Origin of the sequence: Streptomyces sp. cg40, assembly GCF_050320165.1 — a bacterium.
GTDB lineage: Bacteria > Actinomycetota > Actinomycetes > Streptomycetales > Streptomycetaceae > Streptomyces > Streptomyces hokutonensis.
Genome location: NZ_CP190128.1, coordinates 5,580,072 through 5,599,287 on the forward strand (window position 1 = coordinate 5,580,072; position 19,216 = coordinate 5,599,287).

Sequence of the window (19,216 nt, forward strand, 5' to 3'; positions counted from 1 at the left end):
GGCAAAGGGGCCCGCCGCTGGCATGCGGCAGGCCCCTCACGAACGTGTCGGCTGCGTCAGAGCGTCGCGAAGCCGTAGTTCAGGAGCTTCGTCGCGTCCGTCGCGCGCTGGGTGACGGAGGACGACGCGAGGACCGTGCCGATGACCGTCTTGCCGTTGCGGGTGGCGGCGAAGACGAGGCAGTACTTGGCCTCGGGGCCGGAGCCGGTCTTCACGCCGATGGTGCCGCTGTAGCTGCTGAGCAGGGTGTTCGTGTTGGTCCAGGCAGCCATCGTGCGGGTGCTGCCGGTCTTGGTGACCGTCTTGGCGGTGTACGACTTGGTCTTGACGACCGTCTTGAACGTGGCGTTCTTCATCACGTTGCTGGCGAGCTTCGTCAGGTCGCGCGGCGTCGAGTAGTTGTTGCCGTTGCCGATGCCGTCGAACGAGTCGAACTTCGTGTTCGTCATGCCGAGCGTCTTCGCGGTCGAGTTCATCTTCGCGATGAACGACTTCACGCGCGCGGCCCGGGTGGAGCCCGTGCCGAACTTGTCGGCCAGCGCGTAGGCCGCGTCGCAGCCCGACGGCAGCATCAGGCCGTAGAGAAGCTGGCGGACGGTGACCTTGTCGCCGACGATCAGGTGGGCGGAGGAGGCGGTGTTGGCGACGATGTAGTCGCTGTACGCCTTGACGATGGTGACCTTGGCGTCGAGGTTGAGGTTCGACTGGGAGAGAACGACCTTCGCGGTCATGATCTTCGTGGTGGAGCCCGTCGACCGCTTGGTGTCCGCGGCCTTCGTGTAGAGCGTCTTGCCCGTGGCGTTGTTCATCACGTAGCCGCCCGCGGCCACGATCGACGGCTTGGTGACAGCCTGCGCGGGTGCCGCGGTCAGGGCGCCGGTCGCGAGCACGGCGCCTGCGGTCACGGTGACCGCGGCGGCTCTGCGGAAGCGGCTGCCCTTGATGCCGTTAATGGCAGTAATCAACTGAGGTACCCCGAATACGTTGAATGCCCCTGAGGAGCGGCCCAGTTGGAGGGGGGAAAAGAAGGGCCGCACGTGTGTGACACGTAAGTAGCACAGAAGGTTGTGCGGTTGCTGGGGCGGGTTCCCCGAAGGTGTGAAACGTCCCCGGGAACCGGCCGCCGAAACGCACATCCGTAGACGCGCCCCGGGCCCTCCTCGGTTCCGGACGGTCCCGGCGGGTTCCGGCGGGTCCCGTCCGCATCCTGGACGCCCGTCCTCATGCGTACGTGTTGTATCTATGCTGTCCTCATGCCGTACCCGTCCCCCTCCCCGTCCCTCGTCGCCACCGGTTCCGCCACGCCCGCCGCCAAGCAGCCCCCCGCCGCCGACCGCGTCTACACACACGTCAAACAGGGTGTCCTGGACCGGCGTTACGAGGGCGGCACCCTCCTCACCGAGGGCGAGCTCGCCGAGGCCGTCGGAGTGTCACGGACCCCCGTGCGCGAGGCGCTGCTGCGCCTGGAGGTCGAGGGGCTGATCAAGCTCTACCCGAAGAAGGGCGCCCTCGTCCTGCCCGTCTCCTCGCAGGAGATCGCGGACGTGGTGGAGACCCGGATGCTGGTCGAGCAGCACGCGGTCCGCAAGGTCGTACCGGCGTCACCGACCCTCATCGCCCGGCTCGAAGAACTCCTCGCGCGGCAGAAGGAACAGGCCGCCGCGGGCGATCTCGCCGGCGCCGCCGTCACCGACCGCTGCTTCCACGCCGAGATCGTCCGCAGCGGCGGCAACGAGATCCTCTCCCGCCTCTACGACCAACTCCGCGACCGCCAGCTGCGGATGGGCGTCGCGATCATGCACTCGCACCCCGACCGCATCGCCAAGACGCTCACCGAGCACGAGGCGATCCTCGACGCGCTGCGCACCGGCGATGCCGAGGCGGCCGTGGAGATCGTCCATCAGCACGTCGACTGGTTCTCCCACCTGGCTCGGGGCGAGGTCCGATGAGCAGCAGCAGTTCCAGTTCCGCACTGTCCCTGCCCGGTGATCCGCCCGGTGGCCGGCGCGCGATGGCCGTGTGGGGCATCGGCGTCTCCGTCTACTTCGTCGCCGTCATCTTCCGTACGTCCCTGGGTGTGGCCGGTCTCGACGCCGCCGAGCGCTTCCACGTCAACGCCTCCGCCCTCTCCACCTTCTCGATCCTCCAACTGCTGGTCTACGCGGGCATGCAGATACCCGTAGGCCTGCTCGTCGACAGCCTCGGCACCAAGAAGGTGCTGACCATCGGGGTGGTGCTCTTCACCGCCGGCCAGCTCGGCTTCGCCTTCTCCCCCTCCTACGGCACCGCGCTCGCCTCCCGCGCGCTGCTCGGCTGCGGCGACGCGATGACGTTCATCAGCGTGCTGCGGCTCGGCACCCGCTGGTTCCCGGCCCGGCGCGGACCGATGGTCGCCCAGCTCGCGGGCCTCGCGGGAATGGCCGGAAACCTCGTCTCCACCCTGGTGATCGCCCGCCTGCTGCACGGCATCGGCTGGACGGCGGCCTTCGCGGGCAGCGCGCTCGCCGGGGTCGTGGTCCTGGTTCTGTTGCTGCTGTTCCTGAAGGACCACCCCGAAGGCCACGAGCCGGAGCCGTTCCCGCACCGGGGCGCGGCCTACGTCCGCCGGCAGATCGCCGCCTCCTGGCGCGAACCCGGCACCCGTCTCGGCCTGTGGGTGCACTTCACCACCCAGTTCCCGGCGATGGTGTTCCTGCTGCTGTGGGGCCTTCCGTTCCTGGTCCAGGCCCAGGGCCTGGACCGCGCCACCGCCGGCGAACTCCTCACCCTCGTCGTGCTGTCCAACATGGTGGTGGGCCTGGTCTACGGCCAGATCGTCGCCCGGCACCACGCGGCGCGGCTGCCGCTGGCGCTGGGCACGGTGGGAGCGACGGCCCTGGTGTGGGCGGTCACGCTGCTCTACCCCGGCGAGCACGCGCCGATGTGGCTGCTGGTCGTGCTGTGCGCCGTGCTCGGTTCCTGCGGGCCCGCCTCGATGCTCGGTTTCGACTTCGCCCGCCCGGCCAACCCGCCGGAGCGTCAGGGAACCGCCTCCGGAATCACCAACATGGGTGGTTTCACTGCCTCGATGACGACGCTGTTCGCGATCGGTGTGCTGCTCGACGCGACCGGCGACAACTACTCGATCGCGTTCTCGGTGGTCTTCGTGCTCCAGGCGCTCGGCGTCAGCCAGATCCTGCGGCTACGGCGCAGGGCGGCCCGCCGCGAGCGCGAGCGGCTGGTGGCGAGCCGGGTGGAGACGGTGCACGTGCCCGCGTGACGGGGTGATGTGCCCGCGTGACGCCGGCCCGCTCACGTATCCACCAACTCGGCCCCTATGAAGGCCTAGTTCACACCGTCTGCTTACTTCGTGACCGTGAAGTTCCGCAGTATCGACGCCGCGAGCTCCGGATCGCCGTCCGCCTTGACGCGGTCCGTCACCGATTCGAGGGGGACCCGTCCGCAGGCCAGCCGGACGTACGTCTCCCAGTCGAGGATCAGCGTCGCGGCGGGCCCGAGCGCGGGGGCCGTCTCCAGGGTGCCGCGGCCCTGGATGTCGACGCGGATCGTACGGAGGAACTCGATCGGACCGTGCACGTCGAAGACGACCGCCGAACTGCGCGGTGCGCCCGAGTCCTCGGCGACGACCCGGGGGAGCTCGGCGAGCAGCACGTCACGGGCGATGTGCGCGCCCGGCGAGTCGAGGTTCCCGGGGCGGCCGAGGGCGGTGCGCAGATCCTGCTCGTGCACCCAGATGTTGAACGCGTGGGCGCGCATGGACTCTTCGAGCGTGACCTCGGTGCCGACATGGCCGCGTACCGTCCGGCCGGGCTCCCGCGACTCGTTCCGCAGCTGGCGGTTGCGGCGGATGATCGTGTACTCCAGCTCCGACGTCATCTCCGGCGCCGTGTGGTGACGGCGGACGTCGACCTGCATCTCCATGTACCGCTGGTGCTCGTTGGTGACGTGGTAGAGGTCGCGGGGGAGCGTGTGGATGGGGCGCGGATCGCCGAGCATCTCGTTGTCCAGCCCGATGACGTGCGAGACCACGTCGCGCACCGACCAGCCCGGGCACGGCGTTCGCCGGTTCCACTCTCCCTCCACGAGCGGGGTCACCAGCTCGGATATCGCTTCGATGGAGTGGGTCCAGGCGTCGGCGTAGGGCTGGAGAGTGGGATGCAGACTCACGGAACGGGACCCCTCGGCGGTCGGTACAGGTCGGGTGGCGGGCGGCGTTGCCAGCGGGAGGTGGCTGTCGGCGGGTGTCTTGGAACGCTAAGTTACGCTGCTGTGAGGCACCCCGGCAGTGCTTTCGTGTGACGATCGTAGGCCCGTGTGAACGGCTCGAATGCCAGGACGGTGGTAGTGTGCGCGCCTCTCTCATCCAGATCGCCGTAGAAGAGGGCGAATCGGTCGAAAATCGTCGGGTTCGGGTGGGTGCTCTCGTCCGCGAACAGGCGGGTGCCGATCTGGTCGTCCTGCCGGAGCTGTGGACGACGGGCGCGTTCGCCTACGAGCTGTTCGGCAGCGAGGCCGAGCCGCTGGAGGGGCCGACGTACGAGGCGATGGCCAAGGCGGCGAGCGACGCGGGCGTCTGGCTGCACGCCGGCTCGATCCCCGAACGGGACCCGGAGGGCCCCCTCTACAACACGTCCCTCGTCTTCTCCCCCTCCGGTGAACTGGCCGCCGCCTACCGCAAGATCCACCGCTTCGGCTTCGACAAGGGCGAGGCCGTACTGATGGGCGCGGGCGGCGAGTTGGTGACGGTCCGCCTCCCCGAGACGGTCGTCGGTCTCGCCACCTGCTACGACCTCCGTTTCCCCGAACTCTTCCGCGGCCTCGTCGACGCCGGCGCCGAGACCCTCGTCCTGTCGGCGGGCTGGCCCGAGCGCCGCCGCTCCCACTGGACCCTCCTGGCGCAGGCCCGCGCCGTGGAGAACCAGTCGTTCGTCCTCGCATGCGGAACGGCCGGCACGCACGCCGGAGTTCCCCAGGCCGGTCACTCGATCGTGGTCGATCCCTGGGGCGAGGTCCTCGCGGAGGCGGGCGCGGGCGAGGAGGTCCTCACGGTGGAATTCGACCCGGCGCGGGTGGCCGTGACGCGGGAACAGTTCCCGGCGCTGAAGGATCGCGTGCTGGGGCTGGAGCGCCCGCAGCGAGCTGGGTGAGCGGCGGATCCGCGCCGAGCGGACCCGAGTCGGGCGGATCCGAGCGGGGCGGATCCGAGCGGGCCCCGGCCGCGCTCCGACGTGCCTTCTGGGCCGTCGACCGTGCCTTCGACGGAGCGGTGCCGCCGCCCCGGGCGATGGTGTTCGCCGCCCGGAACGCGGCGGGCTGCGCGACGGTCGCGGCGCTCCTCGTCGCGGTCCCCGTCGGCCTGGCCCTCGCGGTCTTCACCGCCCCGGCGTGGGGCCACCTCGTGCAGACCGTCCTCGCCGGCACGTGCGCGTGGCTGCTGTTCTGGGCGTTCCTGCGCTTCGAACACCACCGTCAGGCCCACTACGAGCGCACCGGCTACGACCTCGCGCCGCGCGACCCCGAGGCGCCCGCCGGCCCCCGGGTCGTACTCATCGGGCTGCTCAACTCGTGGGTCCCCATGACGGTGTTCGTCTGGCTCATGGGCTGGCTGGACGACGACCCTCCCAGCTGGACGGACAGCGCGGTTCTCGCCGCGCTGTTCGTCGTCGTCATGCGCTTCGCCGACCACGTGAGGGAACGCCGCCGGACCCGTGCCCGTAAGTCGGCCGACTGGAAAGCGCGTTAGTCCTCCCGCTCCTTCTCCGCGAGGTGGATCACGCACACCGCCACCGCGATCAGCAGCGCAGCGTCCGCGTCCTCACGGACGATGTCGACGCCGTACGTCTCCCTGATGTGCAGCCAGCGCCGGGAGATCTGCGCGAGCAGCTCGCCGTCGTAGTCGACGCCGAACTCGCGGTCCAGGATCTTGCCGCTGACGTCGAGTTCGGTGCCGTCCACCAGGGAGACCCGATAGTGGTTGCGCAGCAGGGAGAAGCGCTTGCGCCTGATGGTTGCGAGGGGCTCGCCGTCCCGTTCGATGACCATCGTGTCGCGCAGGGCGAGCATCTTCTTGTGGATGTCGATGAGCACGCGCCCGTGCGTGTCCTTCAACTCGAAGGTGTCCCTGATCCGCATGGCCTTGCCGTCGACCAGGAACACCTTGTTGCCGTGCTGGTCCTCGATCCAGTAATCCTCACCGAAGCCGAGGATCCGATCGCGTACGAGGAATCTCATGCCTCTACGGCTTCCCCGGCAGCCAGTCCGAAACGCCGCCGGTAGGCCGACGGGCTCAATCCGGTCTCCCTGCGCAGCCGCACCCGGAGGTTCGCCCCGGTTCCCAGACCGCACCTCGCGGCCACCACGTCGAGCCGCTCCTCCCCGCGCTCGATCAGCCGGCACGCCAGCGCCACCCGCTCCCCGGTCAGCCACGCCAGCGGAGTCGTCCCCAGCTGCGCCCTGAACCGCCGGTGCAGGGTCGCGGGGGAGACGGCCGCGCGGTCGGCCAGCCCGCTCACCGTCAGCGGCTCCCCCAGCCGCTCCCGCGCCCACGCGAGCAGCGGCCCCAGCGACTCGTCCGGCACGTCCGGCAACGGCCGCTCCACGAACTGCCGCTGCCCGCCGTCCCGATGGGCCGCGAACACGAGCCTCCTGGACACCGCGTTGGCGATCTCGGCGCCATGGTCCCGCCGTACGACATGCAGCCCCAGGTCGAGGGCGGCGGCGCTGCCAGCGGCGGTCAGGATGTCGCCGTCGTCGACAAAGAGGACGTCGGGTTCGAGCAGCACGCGCGGGTGCAGCGCGCGGAAGGCGTCCGTCCACATCCAGTGCGTGGTGGCCCGGCGCCCGTCCAGCAGCCCCGCCTCCGCGAGCGCGAAACTGCCCGTGCACAGGCTCATGACACGGGCCCCGCGCGCGTGGGCACGCCGGATCGCGTCGAGGACGTCATCACCGCGCGGTACGACGTTGTCGGGCCGCCCCGGCACGACGAGGGTGTCCGCCGAGTCCACCGCGTCCAGCCCGTACGCACCGGTCACGGTGAAGAACCCGTGGTTCATCCGCACCTCACGCGCGGGTGTGCACACCAGCACCTCGTACAGCGGCCCGGAGAGCCCGAGTTCGGGCCGCGGCAGCCCGAACAGCTCGGTGGCGACGCCCACTTCGAAGGGATTGGTGCCCTCGTCGACGATGACGGCGACGCGATGCGGACGCCTGGACGGCTGCTGAGAGGATCCTTGCGGCATGTGCGATTCCTAGCACTCACCCGCCGGGTACGACACCCCGCACGCTGACCTCATGGAACCCATCGCGCTCTCTGCCGCCCTCGCCTCCTTCACCGACCAGTGGAGCCCCCGCATCGTCACCACCGTCAACGACTACGACGTCCGCGTCGCCAAGGTCGGGGGCGAACACCTCTGGCACACCCACGACCACACCGACGAGTTCTTCCTGGTCCTCTCCGGCGAACTCCACATCGCGCTCCGCGAGCCGGCGGGGGAGCGCACGGTCGTCCTCCCCAAGGGCAGCGTCTTCACGGTCCCGCGAGGCACAGAACACAAGCCGTACGCCCCGGTCCCGACCGAGATCCTGCTCCTCGAACCGACCGGCACGCTCACGGTCGGCGACCACCACGGGGCCGTACCGGACCATGTGGACGCGACGACGGGTCACGCGCTTTCGTGACTGCCACTGGCGATCGCCGGGATATATAACTCTCCTGGATTTTAAGAAGTTCACAACGAAGCACTGAACTTCTGGTGACAATCAATTGGTGCACCAAGACACGATCTGTGACCTGTACCTGCGCCTTTCTCTCGACCGAGATGGCAAGACCGCAATCGAACGGCAGGAAGCCGACTGCCGTGCATGGGCCGAACGCAACGGCCTCACGGTCCGCAAGGTCCACATAGATAAGGGGCACTCCGGCTACAAGGCCGTTGAGCGCAAGGGATTCGATGCCGCTCTCGCGGCAGTCACGGCCGGGGTTGTCGGCACGTTGATTGTCTGGAAGCTGGATCGGCTGTCACGCAAGGGCATCGGTCAGGTCGGAAAGGTGCTCGACGACATCGAGAAGGCGGGGGGCGTCTCGTCTCGGTAGTCGATGGGCTCGACACCTCCAACGACTCTGCGCGCATGGTCGTCGCGATGCTCGCCGAACTGGCCCGGGCCGAGTCCAAGAACCTGGGTACGCGGGTCGGGCATGCGAAACGCTATCTGCGCAGCAAGGGGCAATGGATCGGTGGCCAGCCTCCGTACGGGCTCAAAGTGGACCAGAAGACCAAGAAGCTGATCCATGACCCTGAGTGCGCCGTCTACGCTCGTCTGATCGCGGATGAGGCGCTGGCCGGTATGTCGTTGGTGAAGATCGCCAGGCTTCTCAACGAGTACGAGATCTTCTCTCCGCGCGGTGGGCAGTGGAACGCGGCGAGCATCATGCAACTTCTGCGCTCCCCGGCTTTTGCCGGCCTGATGCCCGAGACGGAGAGCGTTGAGACGGAGGACGGAGAGCGGAGGTACACGAGCCGGGTCTTCCCGTACCGGGACCCCGAGACCCTCGAAACCGTGGATATTGGGGAGGGGATCATCACGGTTGGCGAGAGAGACCGCATCATCCGCCAACTTGAGGCACGTACCTTCGTGCATGCGGGCAAACGTCGACCGAAGCCGGAAGGAACGGCGTTGCTCACGGGCTTGGTGTTCTGCGGTGTGCCGGGCTGCGGACGCCGTATGCACCGAGTGGGCAACAGTTATCAGTGCATGGCGCGTCGCGCGGGGAATCAGTGCATTGGTGCCTCGGCGATGGCTGACGTTGTGGACGGTTACGTGGCGGGGCTCTTCCTCGCCAAGCTTCCGGCCCTCGAACCTGATGATCCGCTGCTCATCGTGATCGCGGATCGCTGGGGACACCGAGTTGACCCGGAGACGTTCGCGAAGCGTGATGCGATCACTGCCGAAGTCCAGGACGAGGAAGCCCGGTTGACGGATCTTGAAGATGCGCGATACGTGCGCGGCGAATTCAAGGGTGCTGTGGCTGTCGACCGTTACAACCGGCTCGAGGAGCGGCTTCGGAGCCGTATCGAGGGCCTGCGTAATGACCTTGACAAGCTGCCCGTACCGTCGGTGGACGTGTCTCCGATGCTCGATGGTGTTCTTCTTCGAGAATCGTGGTCGCAAGCGACGAACGACGATCGGCGTGACCGGCTGTCATTGGCGATCGACCGTGTGGAAGTCAGCAAGGGCAAGCGTGGCCAAAGGCTTGTTCCTGAGCAGCGCATCCAGATCCGCTGGGCCAAAATGCCGGAGGCGGAGGGCACCGCGTAGTTCTGTCTGAGCGCCGTTCGCGGCCGTTGCTGGAAGTCTCTGGTGAGGGTTGGCGCGGCGTGATGCTGCTGGACAACGCCAGTGTGTGACCTGGCGAGTGTCTGGGAGCGGACCGTCGCGCGTCGCGACTTGATCGGTCTGTGCAGGAGGAGTGGGCGGTGCCCTCCTCAGTCTTGTGCCCGGACGTCTCGGAGGGCGTTGTCTGCTCGTGCCCGCGCGCCCTCGCCTTCCCCTTGGGGTGATGTTTTGGAATACGGCACCACGGAGGTGATTGAGGGAGACACAATCCGACGCCGGGGCACGCATAAAGGGGGATCGGGACATGGAGGCGAACATCAAGCCGAGGGTTGACGTGACGTACAGGCGTCACAAGCACGGCGGCGGCTTCACATGGACAGCTGTGATCGAATTCGAGGGTAATCACGGCGCGAAGTACCCAACCAGCGGGCCATTGGCGACGGTGGCTCTCTGGGTGGCAGAGGTCATCGAGAGCAAATACGTGTGTCAAGAGGTTGATTGTGTGAGCCGGTTCGAGTTCCCTGCAGGGGGGACGGGCACGGATGCCGCTGTGCCCCGAAGCGCGACAGACACTGCCGTGGCAGGCGATGAAACGGCAAGATTGGCGGCGCTGTCGGTATTGCAGCCCCTTGGACTGCATCCATCGGATGTCGACTACATCCTTGAGGTCGCCGGTCAGCGAGTGGGTGTTCCCTCTGATCTGAAGAAGCACAGTGGGGCGGGATCCGGTGGGCGGCCATGGCTCGGATCGGTAACCGGGCAAGTGATGGAGAGGTGGCGGACGCGCGAGGCGCCGTAGTTTCGGTGCGACTGTTGCTGTGACCGATCGCGGGTGGGGCGCTTAATCAGGGATGGCACTCTTGAGGCATGAACGCTGCCTTTCCCTCTCCGCGCCGTGCCCGCGTCCGCGCCCCCGAGCTGATCGGCAAGGGTGGCTGGTTGAACACGGGCGGCAAGAACCTGACGCTCGCGCAGCTACGGGGTAAGTGTGTTGTTGTTGATTTTTGGACCTTCTGCTGCATCAACTGCCTGCATGTCCTCGACGAACTGCGGGAGTTGGAGGAGAAGCACCGGGACACGGTCGTGATCATCGGCGTGCACTCGCCGAAGTTCGTGCACGAGGCCGAGCACCAGGCGGTCGTGGACGCGGTCGAGCGGTACGGCGTGGAGCATCCGGTGCTGGACGACCCGGAGTTGGCGACCTGGAAGCAGTACGCGGTGCGCGCGTGGCCCACCCTCGTCGTGATCGACCCGGAGGGGTACATCGTCGCGCAGCACGCGGGCGAGGGGCACGCGCACGCCATCGAGCGGCTGGTCGCGGAGCTGGAGACCGAGCACGCGGCGAAGGGGACGCTGCGGCGCGGGGACGGGCCGTATGTCGCACCGGAGCCGGAGCCCACCGTGCTGCGGTTCCCCGGCAAGGCGCTGGCCCTGCCGTCCGGGACCTTCCTGGTCAGCGACACCACCCGGCACCAACTGGTCGAGCTGGCGGCGGACGGGGAGAGCGTCGTACGGCGGATCGGTTCCGGGGTGCGGGGGTTCGGCGACGGCACGGCCGACTCCGCCGCCTTCAACGAGCCACAGGGGCTGGCCCTCGGCGAGGACGGTTCCGTCGTCGTCGCCGACACCGTGAACCACGCGCTGCGCCGCCTCGATCTCACCACCGGTGCCGTGACCACCCTCGCGGGCACCGGCTGGCAGTGGATGCAGGGCGAGTCGACCTCGGGCCCCGCACGCGAGGTCAGCCTCTCGTCGCCCTGGGACATCGCCTGGTGGCAGGGCAGGCTGTGGATCGCCATGGCCGGTGTGCACCAGCTCTGGGCCTACGCCCCGGACACCGAAACCGTCGCCGTCACCGCCGGCACCACCAACGAAGGGCTCGTCGACGGGCCCGGCCCCGAGGCCTGGTTCGCGCAGCCCTCTGGACTCGCCGCTACCGCCGACCGGCTCTGGCTGGCCGACTCGGAGACGTCCGCCCTGCGCTGGGTGGACGTCGAGGGTGCTGTCCACACCGCCGTCGGCACCGGTCTCTTCGACTTCGGGCATCGTGACGGAACCGCCGAACAGGCCCTGCTCCAGCACCCGTTGGGCGTCACCGCGCTCCCGGACGGCTCGGTCGCGATCAGCGACACGTACAACCACGCGCTGCGCTGCTACGACCCCGCGACCGGCGAAGTCACCACGCTGGCCACGGACTTGAGGGAGCCCAGTGACGCCGTCCTGGACGGTGACGAGATCCTGGTCGTCGAGTCGGCCCGGCACCGGCTGACCCGGCTGCGGTTGCCGGAGGAGGCGGTACGGGTCGAGTCCGTGGCGCATCGCACCCGGCGCGCGGCCACCGAAGTCGCCCCCGGCGAGCTGAAGTTGGACGTCATCTTCCAGGCCCCGGCGGGCCAGAAGCTCGACACCCGCTACGGGCCCTCGACCCGCCTGCTCGTCTCTGCGACCCCGCCCGAACTGCTCGTCGACGGCGAGGGCGCGGGCACGGACCTGAACCGCACCCTGACCCTCAACCAGGCCGTCACGGAAGGCGTGTTGCACATCTCCGCGACGGCCGCCTCGTGCGACGACGATCCTTCCAACGAATACCCCGCCTGCCACGTCCACCAGCAGGACTGGGGCGTCCCGGTCCGCCTCACCGAGGGCGCGACGGACCGCCTCCCCCTCGTCCTGGCAGGCATGGACGACCTGAACGAACAGCACAGCCAGAACGCCTGAAACGGGGGACCGCCAACAGAGTGTTACCGCCGCCGCGCCCGCGGCGCCAGCTTGTACAGCGCCATCCCCGCCGCCACCAGCGTGGTCGCCGCGACCATCATCGCCATGCTGTTCAGCCACAGGCCAGTCGCGGCCAGCGTGGCCCCACCGGCACCCGTCGTGCCGGCGCCGACAACTCGTCCGTACATGAATCCTTCTCCTTGAGTGGTGTGAGCGTGTGTGAGGGGGGTGGGCTAGGTGGCCACCCACTTCTCCTCGCTGCGGCGGACCAGGCCCCACAGCGAGGTGAAGTAGACGGCGTGCTGGAAGAGGTCGTAGAGCATCTCCGGGATCATCAGCGCCGCGACCAGGACCGCGAGGGGGCCGGCGCGGCGGACGGAGACGGTCTTCTCGACCACGAAGATCAGGCCGATCGCGGTCCAGAACGGGGAGACGCCGGGAAAGCCGTAGAGCGTGGTGTATGTGGCCATGAAGGTCAGGTAAACGAGGAAGGACAGCGCGCCGAAGCCCATCAGGAACTGCTGGAGGAAGTAGCGGGCGGTGACCTTGGTCCAGCCGTAGTCGCGGAGGTTCTCCAGGGCGCCGCGCTGCCAGCGCAGGCGCTGGTGCCAGAGTTTGGGGAGGCTGGTCATGACCTCGGTGGTGACCGCGCAGCCCGCCGGGGACATGGCGCGGTAGCCGAGGGTCTTGACCGCCTTGGTCATCTCGTCGTCCTCGGTGAGGGAGGCGAGGCTGTAGTAGCCGTCGCCGCCGCCGATGAGTCCCGAGTGGCGTGCCTCCCGGACCTCGCGCAGGACGCGGGCGCGGAACATCGTGCCGGTGCCGGTGAGGACCTGGGCCTTGCCGCCCGTGCGGTCCAGCTCCCAGGCGAAGCGCTGGAACTCCATGCGCTGGAGCAGCCCGAGGAGTCCGCCGCCTTTCTCGCCGTAGAAGACTCCGCCGACGGCGCCGACCTTGCGGTTGAAGGTGGCTATCGCGGTCTCGCTGAACCAGGGGTTGAGGACGGTGTCCGCGTCCTGGACGAGGAGCAGGTCGCGTTCGTCGAGGTGGGGCAGGACCCAGTCGATCGCCTGGTTGAGGGCGCCGGCCTTCTTGTGGGTGTTGCCCCGGGTGGCGAAGATGTCCGCGCCGTGCGAGGCGGCGACCTCGGCGGTGTCGTCGGTGCAGTTGTCGGTGACGACGACGATCAGATCGGGTTTACGGGTTTGCCGCCACAAGCCCTCGATCGCGGCGCCGATGCGCTCCGCCTCGTTGTGGGCCGGTATGAGGACCACCAGCCGTGGTTCGGGCACGGCAGCAGCCTCCCCCGTGACGAATCGTGAGACGGGCCCGGGGCTGCCTCCCCCGGACCCTCAACTGCACAGAGTCTTCACGAGGCTCACACAACCGCACAATACGACTGGCGTCACGGATTGCTCACGGTTGTCTGTGGTTGTCCTGTGCGGGCGATTCGGCCAGTGTGCGGGTTACGTCCGCCAATCCACCGTCGAAAGCGCCGATCGGGTGCGGTGTCCTGACAACTCCCGTGTGCGGTACGGGAGTTGTCGGCGGAGTTGTCAGCCTTCCAGAAACGCCACCAGCGCGTTGGCCAGCAGGAACGGGTCGCGGTCGCCGCAGAGTTCGCGGGCGCTGTGCATGGAGAGGATCGCGACGCCGATGTCGACGGTCTTGATGCCGTGCCGGGCCGCGGTGATCGGGCCGATCGTGGTGCCGCAGGGCATGGAGTTGTTGGAGACGAAGGTCTGGAAGGGGACGCCCGCCCTCTCGCAGGCGGCGGCGAACACCGCGCGGCCCGAACCGTCCGTGGCGTAGCGGTTGTTGACGTTGACCTTGAGGATCGGCCCGCCATTGACGCGCGGGTGGTGCGTCGGGTCGTGCCGCTCCGCGTAGTTGGGGTGCACGGCGTGGCCGGTGTCGGAGGAGAGGCAGACGGTGCCCGCGAAGGCGCGGGCCCGGTCCTCGTACGATCCGCCGCGCGCGAACACCGAACGCTCCAGCACCCCGCCGAGCAGCGGCCCGTCCGCGCCCGTGTCGGACTGCGAGCCGTTCTCCTCGTGGTCGAAGCCGGCCAGCACGGGGATGTACGGCAGGTCCGGGCGGGCGGCGGCGGAGGCGAGCGCGCCGGCTCCGGCGTGCAGGGACAGCAGGTTGTCCATGCGCGGGCCGACGACGAACTCCTGGTCGCGGCCGAGATAGGAGGGCGCCTCGACGGAGTGCGTCATCAGGTCCCAGCCGGTGACCTCGCCCGGTCCGAGCCCGGACTCCTGCTCCAGGAAGGCGATCAGGTCGCCGTCGCGGACGTCGTCGGCCAGGCCCCAGATCGGCTGGAGGTGGCGCTGCTTGTCCAGCTTGAGTCCCTCGGCGGAGACGGACCGGTCCAGGTGGATGGCGAGTTGGGGCACTCTGAGCAGTGGCCGGTCGACGTTCACCAGGAGGGTCGAGCCGTCCCGCAGGCTCAGCCGGCCAGCGAGGCCGAGGTCGCGGTCGAGCCAGGAGTTGAGCAGCGGTCCGCCGTAGATCTCGACGGCGACCTGGCGGAAGCCGTGCGCACCGGTGTCGGGGCGCGGTTTGACCCGAAGGTTCGGGGAGTCGGTGTGCGCGCCGATGATGCGGAAGGGGGTGTGGGGTGCCGCACCTTCGGGGACGAACCAGGCCACGATCGCGCCGCCGCGCAGCACGTACTTGCCGCCGGTCGTCCCCTCCCAGGCGTCCGTCTCGGCGACCTGCCTGAATCCGGCCTTCTCCAGCCGCTCGGCGGTGTTCGCCACGGCGTGGTACGGCGTGGGGGACGCCGCGAGGAAGGACATGAGGTCGTCGGTGTGGCCGCGGTCGAAGCGGGGGGGTTCGCTCATGGGGTTCACCTTAACGACGTACGAGGGCCCACTCCTGGTGATGGGAGCGGGCCCTCGCAAGGGCGATGTGGGGTTTCGCGAAGCTGTTCCGGTCTGTCCCGGAACGGGTTTCCCGCTGGCTAGAAGGCTGCTTCGTCCAGTTCCATCAGGTCAAGCTCCACGCCCTCGGCGACCTTGCGGGCCAGGGTGAGACCGGGCAGCACATTGGCCGCGAAGAACTTCGCAGCCGCGATCTTGCCCGTGTAGAAGGCGCGGTCCTTGGCCGAGGCCGTCTCCAGTTTCTCGACGGCGACGGCGGCACCCTTGAGGAGCAGGTAGCCGACGACGACGTCACCGGAAGCGAGCAGCAGGCGGGTGGTGTTGAGGCCCACCTTGTAGATGTTCTTGACGTCCTGCTCGGTGGCCGCGAGGTCGGTCAGCATCAGGCCGACGATGGCCTCCAGCTCGACGGCCGCCTTGGCGAGGTGCTCGCGCGCACCGGCCAGGTCCTCGCCGCCCGTGCCCAGCGCGAGGAACTTCTTGATGTCCTCGGCGAGGGAGTTGAGGGCCGCGCCCTGGTTGCGGACGATCTTCCGGAAGAAGAAGTCCTGGCCCTGGATCGCGGTCGTGCCCTCGTACAGGGTGTCGATCTTGGCGTCCCGGATGTACTGCTCGATCGGGTACTCCTGGAGGAACCCGGAGCCGCCGAAGGTCTGGAGCGACTGGGCGAGCTGCTCGTAGCCTTTCTCGGAGCCGTAGCCCTTGACGATCGGCAGGAGCAGGTCGTTGAGCGCGTGCTCGGCCTTGGAGTCCTCGCCGTTCGCCTCCTTGACGGCGATCGCGTCCTGGATCGAGGCGGTGTACAGCACCAGGGCGCGCATGCCCTCGGCGTAGGCCTTCTGCGTGATCAGCGAGCGGCGCACGTCCGGGTGGTGCGTGATGGTGACCTTGGGCGCGGTCTTGTCGCCGAAGGCCGCGAGGTCGGGACCCTGGACGCGCTCCTTGGCGTACTCGAGGGCGTTGAGGTAGCCGGTCGACAGCGTCGAGATGGCCTTCGTGCCGACCATCATGCGGGCGAACTCGATGATCCGGAACATCTGGCGGATGCCGTCGTGCTTGTCGCCGATCAGCCAGCCCTTGGCCGGGTGGCGGTCGCCGAAGGTCATCTCGCAGGTGTTGGAGGCCTTGAGGCCCATCTTGTGCTCGACGTTCGTCGCGTAGACGCCGTTGCGCTCGCCCAGCTCGCCGGTCTCGACGTCGAAGAGGAACTTCGGCACGAGGAAGAGGGAGAGCCCCTTGGTGCCCGGGCCGTGGCCCTCCGGCCGCGCGAGCACGTAGTGAAGGATGTTCTCCTCCATGTCGTGCTCACCGGACGTGATGAACCGCTTGACGCCCTCGATGTGCCAGGAGCCGTCCTCCTGCTGGATCGCCTTGGTACGGCCGGCGCCGACATCGGAACCCGCGTCGGGCTCGGTCAGCACCATGGTCGAACCCCAGGTCCGCTCCACCGCGAGCTGCGCGATCCTCTTCTGTACGTCGTTGCCCTCGTCGTAGAGGATCCCGGCGAAGGCCGGGCCGGAGGAGTACATCCACACGGCCGGGTTGGCGCCCAGGATCAGCTCCGCGTACGACCAGATCAGGGAGGGCGGAGCCGTCGTGCCGCCGATGGCCTCGGGCAGGCCCAGCCGCCAGTACTCGGACTCCATGAAGGCCTTGTAGCTCTTCTTGAAGGAGGCCGGGACGGGCGCGGTGTTCGTCTCGGGGTCGAAGACCGGCGGGTTGCGGTCGGCGTCGGCGAAGGACTCCGCGAGCTCGTTCTCCGCGAGCCGGGTCAGCTCCTCCAGGACGCTCTTGGCGGTGTCCGTGTCCATCTCCGCGAACGGACCGGTGCCGTACAGCTTGTCGCGCCCGAGGACCTCGAAGAGGTTGAACTCGATGTCGCGGAGATTCGACTTGTAGTGCCCCATGGCGACGACTCCGTAAGAGATATGTACAACGAGATGTACCAAGCATGTGTACTAAGCAGTAGCTACGATGATGCTACCCGTCGGTAATAAGACGCAACCCCAAGCCGTCCATGTGTGACTCAGTACTCTTGCTCGCATGTACGGCTACGACCAGAACGTGGGCGCTCAGCAGGGGTACGTCCCGCCCCAGCAGCAGATGGCCGGTGGCGTGGGCGGCTACGGCCAGCAGCCACCGCTCTACCCCGAGCCGTCCCCGCCCTCGCTCGCGGACGCGGTGCGCGCCTTCACCACCGGGCAGATGGCCGCCGAGGACTTCCAGCAGGTCTTCGCGACCTCCAAGGTCTACTGTCCGCGCGGCGACAACCCGGGCTTCCTCGCACTCCACAACACCCAGCAGCCGGTGATCCCGATGTTCACCTCGCTCAAGGAGCTCCGCCGCTATGCCGGCAAGGAGTCCAAGTACTTCGTGATCACCGGCGCCGAGGTGATCGACCTGCTGCCGACGGGCTACGGCTTCGTCGTCGACATGGAGGGCGAGCACCGCATGGTCTTCGACGCGAAGGCGGTCGAGCAGATGGTGGAGTTCGCGATGCGCCGCATGTACGGCTGACGGCGCCGACGCCCACGTCGTACGGAACGCCCGGAGGGAATGCCCTCCGGGCTTCTTCTGTTGTGGGGTAGCAGAAAGTTCAACGCTCAACTAAACTCGACGCACAAGGAGGTCCCGACATGCCTGCAGTGACCGTACAGAACCCGCTGACCCTGCCCCGCGTGGCCGCGCCGGCCGACGCCGTGGCACGTCCCGTGCTCACCGTCACGACCGCACCCGGCGGTTTCGAGGGTGAGGGCTTCCCGGTGCGCCGCGCGTTCGCCGGGATCAACTACCGTCACCTCGACCCGTTCATCATGATGGACCAGATGGGCGAGGTGGAGTACGCGCCGGGCGAGCCCAAGGGCACCCCCTGGCACCCGCACCGCGGCTTCGAGACCGTCACCTACATCATCGACGGCGTCTTCGACCACCAGGACTCCAACGGTGGCGGCGGCACCATCACCAACGGCGACACCCAGTGGATGACGGCGGGCGCGGGCCTGCTGCACATCGAGGCGCCGCCGGAGTCCCTCGTCGTGTCCGGCGGGCTCTTCCACGGGCTCCAGCTGTGGGTGAACCTCCCGGCCAAGGACAAGATGATGGCCCCCCGCTACCAGGACATCCGCGGCGGTCAGGTCCAGCTCCTCACCACCCCCGACGGGGGCGCGCTCCTGCGCGTCATCGCCGGTGAGCTGGACGGCCACCAGGGCCCCGGCATCACGCACACCCCGATCACGATGGTGCACGCCACCGTGGCCCCGGGCGCGGAGCTGACCCTGCCCTGGCGCGAGGACTTCAACGGCCTCGTCTACGTCATGGCGGGCAAGGGCTCGGTCGGCGCGGACCGCCGTCCGATCCACCTGGGCCAGACCGCCGTCTTCGGCGCCGGCTCCTCGCTGACCGTCCGCGCGGACGAGCAGCAGGACTCGCACACCCCGGACCTGGAGGTCGTCATCCTCGGCGGGCAGCCGATCCGGGAGCCGATGGCGCACTACGGCCCGTTCGTCATGAACACCCGCGAGGAGCTCCAGCAGGCCTTCGAGGACTTCCAGAAGGGCCGGCTGGGCACCATCCCCGCGGTGCACGGGATGGGCGAGGGCGGTCTGTAAGCCTTCGCGGAACCTTCGTAGAGCGTTCCCAGAGCGTTCGTAGAGCCTTCGTAGAGCGGAACTTCCCGAAGCCCCGTCCTTGTCCGGACGGGGCTTTCGGCATGCCGGTCGGCGGCCGGTCCGGGTCCTCCGTCCGGGTGAGCCGGGCCCGGCCGGCGCATGAAGGTCACGCTCATGGAAAGGGACGGGCGGAAAGTGGACGTCGAATGCAAGGAAGTCACCCGTGCGTATCCGCATGAGCCTGGCCGTCGCCCTGGCAGCCACCTGTCTCGCCCTGACCGGCGCGGCGAGCCCCACCCAGGCCCGTACTACCTCCACCCAACAGGCCGCGAGCGCCGCGCTGCACCGCGCGGACGCGAACTGCGGGGCGGGTGAGATCTGCTTCTGGCACGACCGGAACTACTCGGGCACCCCCTGGCGGTGGAGCCCCGCCTCCGGGTACCGGGACATGCCGTCCAACCTGCACGACCACGTGTACTCCTTCGTGGCCAACGCCAACGGGTGCTTCATCGACTGGAGCCCGCAGGAGAAGCGGCCGGTCCTCACCGGCGACTACGCCCAGGCCTACGACACCAACTTCGGCACGCGGATCGACGCGGTGGGCCCCACCTGCTGAGTCCGTCACCCGGGCGGGCCGTCCCCACGGGACGGCCCGCCCTCCGCGTG

The 19,216-nt window shown here is 68.5% G+C and carries 20 protein-coding genes; 12 read left to right on the plus strand and 8 right to left on the minus strand.

Going from position 1 to position 19,216, the window contains the following annotated elements:
* Nucleotides 1-56 precede the first annotated feature (56 nt).
* Entirely contained in the window at nt 57-965 is a 909-nt protein-coding gene (locus tag ACQHII_RS24890) for a D-alanyl-D-alanine carboxypeptidase family protein (protein WP_427921374.1), read from the minus strand.
* Between the two features lie 288 nt (nt 966-1,253).
* Between ACQHII_RS24890 and ACQHII_RS24895 the strand changes: the two genes are divergently transcribed.
* Nucleotides 1,254-1,949, plus strand: a complete 696-nt coding sequence (locus tag ACQHII_RS24895) for a GntR family transcriptional regulator (protein WP_427921375.1) — start codon at nt 1,254-1,256, stop codon at nt 1,947-1,949.
* Nucleotides 1,946-3,259, plus strand: coding sequence for an MFS transporter (locus ACQHII_RS24900; protein WP_427921376.1), 1,314 nt, complete (start codon nt 1,946-1,948; stop codon nt 3,257-3,259). The genes ACQHII_RS24895 and ACQHII_RS24900 overlap by 4 nt, the downstream gene beginning before the upstream one ends.
* 83 nt (nt 3,260-3,342) lie before the next feature.
* Here ACQHII_RS24900 and ACQHII_RS24905 read toward each other — a convergent pair whose 3' ends face one another.
* Nucleotides 3,343-4,167 (minus strand): maleylpyruvate isomerase family mycothiol-dependent enzyme, encoded by an 825-nt coding sequence (locus tag ACQHII_RS24905; protein ID WP_427921377.1) that lies wholly within the window; start codon nt 4,165-4,167, stop codon nt 3,343-3,345.
* A 179-nt stretch (nt 4,168-4,346) separates the two neighbouring features.
* On the opposite strand from ACQHII_RS24905, the gene ACQHII_RS24910 reads away from it, so the two are divergent.
* A complete protein-coding gene (locus tag ACQHII_RS24910) occupies nt 4,347-5,147 on the plus strand; it encodes a carbon-nitrogen family hydrolase (protein ID WP_427921378.1) in 801 nt (266 codons plus the stop codon).
* Nucleotides 5,144-5,743: a hypothetical protein gene (locus tag ACQHII_RS24915; RefSeq protein WP_427921379.1), complete on the plus strand. Its 600-nt coding sequence runs from the start codon at nt 5,144-5,146 to the stop codon at nt 5,741-5,743. The genes ACQHII_RS24910 and ACQHII_RS24915 overlap by 4 nt, the downstream gene beginning before the upstream one ends.
* On the opposite strand, the gene ACQHII_RS24920 is transcribed toward ACQHII_RS24915, so the two are convergent.
* Together ACQHII_RS24920 and ACQHII_RS24925 are read right to left on the minus strand one after the other, a co-directional pair.
* Nucleotides 5,740-6,231, minus strand: coding sequence for an LURP-one-related/scramblase family protein (locus ACQHII_RS24920; protein ID WP_200712920.1), 492 nt, complete (start codon nt 6,229-6,231; stop codon nt 5,740-5,742). The genes ACQHII_RS24915 and ACQHII_RS24920 overlap by 4 nt on opposite strands.
* Entirely contained in the window at nt 6,228-7,238 is a 1,011-nt protein-coding gene (locus tag ACQHII_RS24925) for a helix-turn-helix domain-containing protein (RefSeq protein ID WP_427921380.1), read from the minus strand. The genes ACQHII_RS24920 and ACQHII_RS24925 overlap by 4 nt, the downstream gene beginning before the upstream one ends.
* 52 nt (nt 7,239-7,290) lie before the next feature.
* On the opposite strand from ACQHII_RS24925, the gene ACQHII_RS24930 reads away from it, so the two are divergent.
* The 5 genes from ACQHII_RS24930 to ACQHII_RS24950 all read left to right on the plus strand — a co-directional run bounded on the left by ACQHII_RS24930 (nt 7,291) and on the right by ACQHII_RS24950 (nt 12,051).
* A complete protein-coding gene (locus ACQHII_RS24930) occupies nt 7,291-7,677 on the plus strand; it encodes a cupin domain-containing protein (RefSeq protein WP_427921381.1) in 387 nt (128 codons plus the stop codon).
* A gap of 88 nt (nt 7,678-7,765) precedes the next feature.
* The gene (locus tag ACQHII_RS24935) at nt 7,766-8,092 is read left to right on the plus strand and encodes a recombinase family protein (protein WP_427921382.1); all 327 of its coding nucleotides are present in this window, start codon (nt 7,766-7,768) and stop codon (nt 8,090-8,092) included.
* A gap of 35 nt (nt 8,093-8,127) precedes the next feature.
* Nucleotides 8,128-9,315 carry a recombinase family protein gene (locus tag ACQHII_RS24940; protein ID WP_427921383.1) on the plus strand — a complete coding sequence of 396 codons (1,188 nt, stop codon included), beginning with the start codon at nt 8,128-8,130 and terminating at the stop codon, nt 9,313-9,315.
* Between the two features lie 322 nt (nt 9,316-9,637).
* On the plus strand, nt 9,638-10,132 hold the full coding sequence (locus ACQHII_RS24945) for a hypothetical protein (protein ID WP_427921384.1): 495 nt from the start codon (nt 9,638-9,640) through the stop codon (nt 10,130-10,132).
* A 68-nt stretch (nt 10,133-10,200) separates the two neighbouring features.
* Nucleotides 10,201-12,051, plus strand: coding sequence for an NHL domain-containing thioredoxin family protein (locus ACQHII_RS24950; protein WP_427921385.1), 1,851 nt, complete (start codon nt 10,201-10,203; stop codon nt 12,049-12,051).
* A 23-nt stretch (nt 12,052-12,074) separates the two neighbouring features.
* Here ACQHII_RS24950 and ACQHII_RS24955 read toward each other — a convergent pair whose 3' ends face one another.
* From ACQHII_RS24955 to ACQHII_RS24970, 4 genes are all read right to left on the minus strand, one after another.
* The gene (locus tag ACQHII_RS24955) at nt 12,075-12,239 is read right to left on the minus strand and encodes a hypothetical protein (protein ID WP_019055237.1); all 165 of its coding nucleotides are present in this window, start codon (nt 12,237-12,239) and stop codon (nt 12,075-12,077) included.
* A 45-nt stretch (nt 12,240-12,284) separates the two neighbouring features.
* Entirely contained in the window at nt 12,285-13,343 is a 1,059-nt protein-coding gene (locus ACQHII_RS24960; protein WP_427921386.1) for a glycosyltransferase family 2 protein, read from the minus strand.
* Between the two features lie 264 nt (nt 13,344-13,607).
* The gene (locus tag ACQHII_RS24965) at nt 13,608-14,903 is read right to left on the minus strand and encodes a M18 family aminopeptidase (RefSeq protein ID WP_427921387.1); all 1,296 of its coding nucleotides are present in this window, start codon (nt 14,901-14,903) and stop codon (nt 13,608-13,610) included.
* Nucleotides 14,904-15,022: 119 nt separating this feature from the next.
* A complete protein-coding gene (locus ACQHII_RS24970) occupies nt 15,023-16,849 on the minus strand; it encodes an acyl-CoA dehydrogenase (protein WP_427921388.1) in 1,827 nt (608 codons plus the stop codon).
* A gap of 136 nt (nt 16,850-16,985) precedes the next feature.
* Here ACQHII_RS24970 and ACQHII_RS24975 point away from each other — a divergent pair, with 136 nt between their 5' ends.
* The 3 genes from ACQHII_RS24975 (at nt 16,986) to ACQHII_RS24985 (ending at nt 19,166) form a co-directional block, all read left to right on the plus strand.
* Nucleotides 16,986-17,459 carry an SseB family protein gene (locus tag ACQHII_RS24975; RefSeq protein WP_019073480.1) on the plus strand — a complete coding sequence of 158 codons (474 nt, stop codon included), beginning with the start codon at nt 16,986-16,988 and terminating at the stop codon, nt 17,457-17,459.
* A gap of 119 nt (nt 17,460-17,578) precedes the next feature.
* On the plus strand, nt 17,579-18,550 hold the full coding sequence (locus ACQHII_RS24980) for a pirin family protein (RefSeq protein ID WP_427921389.1): 972 nt from the start codon (nt 17,579-17,581) through the stop codon (nt 18,548-18,550).
* A gap of 223 nt (nt 18,551-18,773) precedes the next feature.
* A complete protein-coding gene (locus ACQHII_RS24985; RefSeq protein WP_427921390.1) occupies nt 18,774-19,166 on the plus strand; it encodes a peptidase inhibitor family I36 protein in 393 nt (130 codons plus the stop codon).
* The last annotated feature ends 50 nt before the right edge of the window (nt 19,167-19,216 follow it).

Bases quoted from the DNA above. Each gene is read 5' to 3' on its own strand.
- ACQHII_RS24895 (WP_427921375.1), top strand. From the start codon at position 1,254: ATGCCGTACCCGTCCCCCTCCCCGTCCCTCGTCGCCACCGGTTCCGCC.
- ACQHII_RS24900 (WP_427921376.1), top strand. From the start codon at position 1,946: ATGAGCAGCAGCAGTTCCAGTTCCGCACTGTCCCTGCCCGGTGATCCG.
- ACQHII_RS24920 (WP_200712920.1), bottom strand. From the start codon at position 6,231: ATGAGATTCCTCGTACGCGATCGGATCCTCGGCTTCGGTGAGGATTAC.
- ACQHII_RS24925 (WP_427921380.1), bottom strand. From the start codon at position 7,238: ATGCCGCAAGGATCCTCTCAGCAGCCGTCCAGGCGTCCGCATCGCGTC.
- ACQHII_RS24930 (WP_427921381.1), top strand. From the start codon at position 7,291: ATGGAACCCATCGCGCTCTCTGCCGCCCTCGCCTCCTTCACCGACCAG.
- ACQHII_RS24940 (WP_427921383.1), top strand. From the start codon at position 8,128: ATGGTCGTCGCGATGCTCGCCGAACTGGCCCGGGCCGAGTCCAAGAAC.
- ACQHII_RS24945 (WP_427921384.1), top strand. From the start codon at position 9,638: ATGGAGGCGAACATCAAGCCGAGGGTTGACGTGACGTACAGGCGTCAC.
- ACQHII_RS24950 (WP_427921385.1), top strand. From the start codon at position 10,201: ATGAACGCTGCCTTTCCCTCTCCGCGCCGTGCCCGCGTCCGCGCCCCC.
- ACQHII_RS24955 (WP_019055237.1), bottom strand. From the start codon at position 12,239: ATGTACGGACGAGTTGTCGGCGCCGGCACGACGGGTGCCGGTGGGGCC.
- ACQHII_RS24965 (WP_427921387.1), bottom strand. From the start codon at position 14,903: ATGAGCGAACCCCCCCGCTTCGACCGCGGCCACACCGACGACCTCATG.
- ACQHII_RS24970 (WP_427921388.1), bottom strand. From the start codon at position 16,849: ATGGGGCACTACAAGTCGAATCTCCGCGACATCGAGTTCAACCTCTTC.
- ACQHII_RS24975 (WP_019073480.1), top strand. From the start codon at position 16,986: ATGTACGGCTACGACCAGAACGTGGGCGCTCAGCAGGGGTACGTCCCG.
- ACQHII_RS24980 (WP_427921389.1), top strand. From the start codon at position 17,579: ATGCCTGCAGTGACCGTACAGAACCCGCTGACCCTGCCCCGCGTGGCC.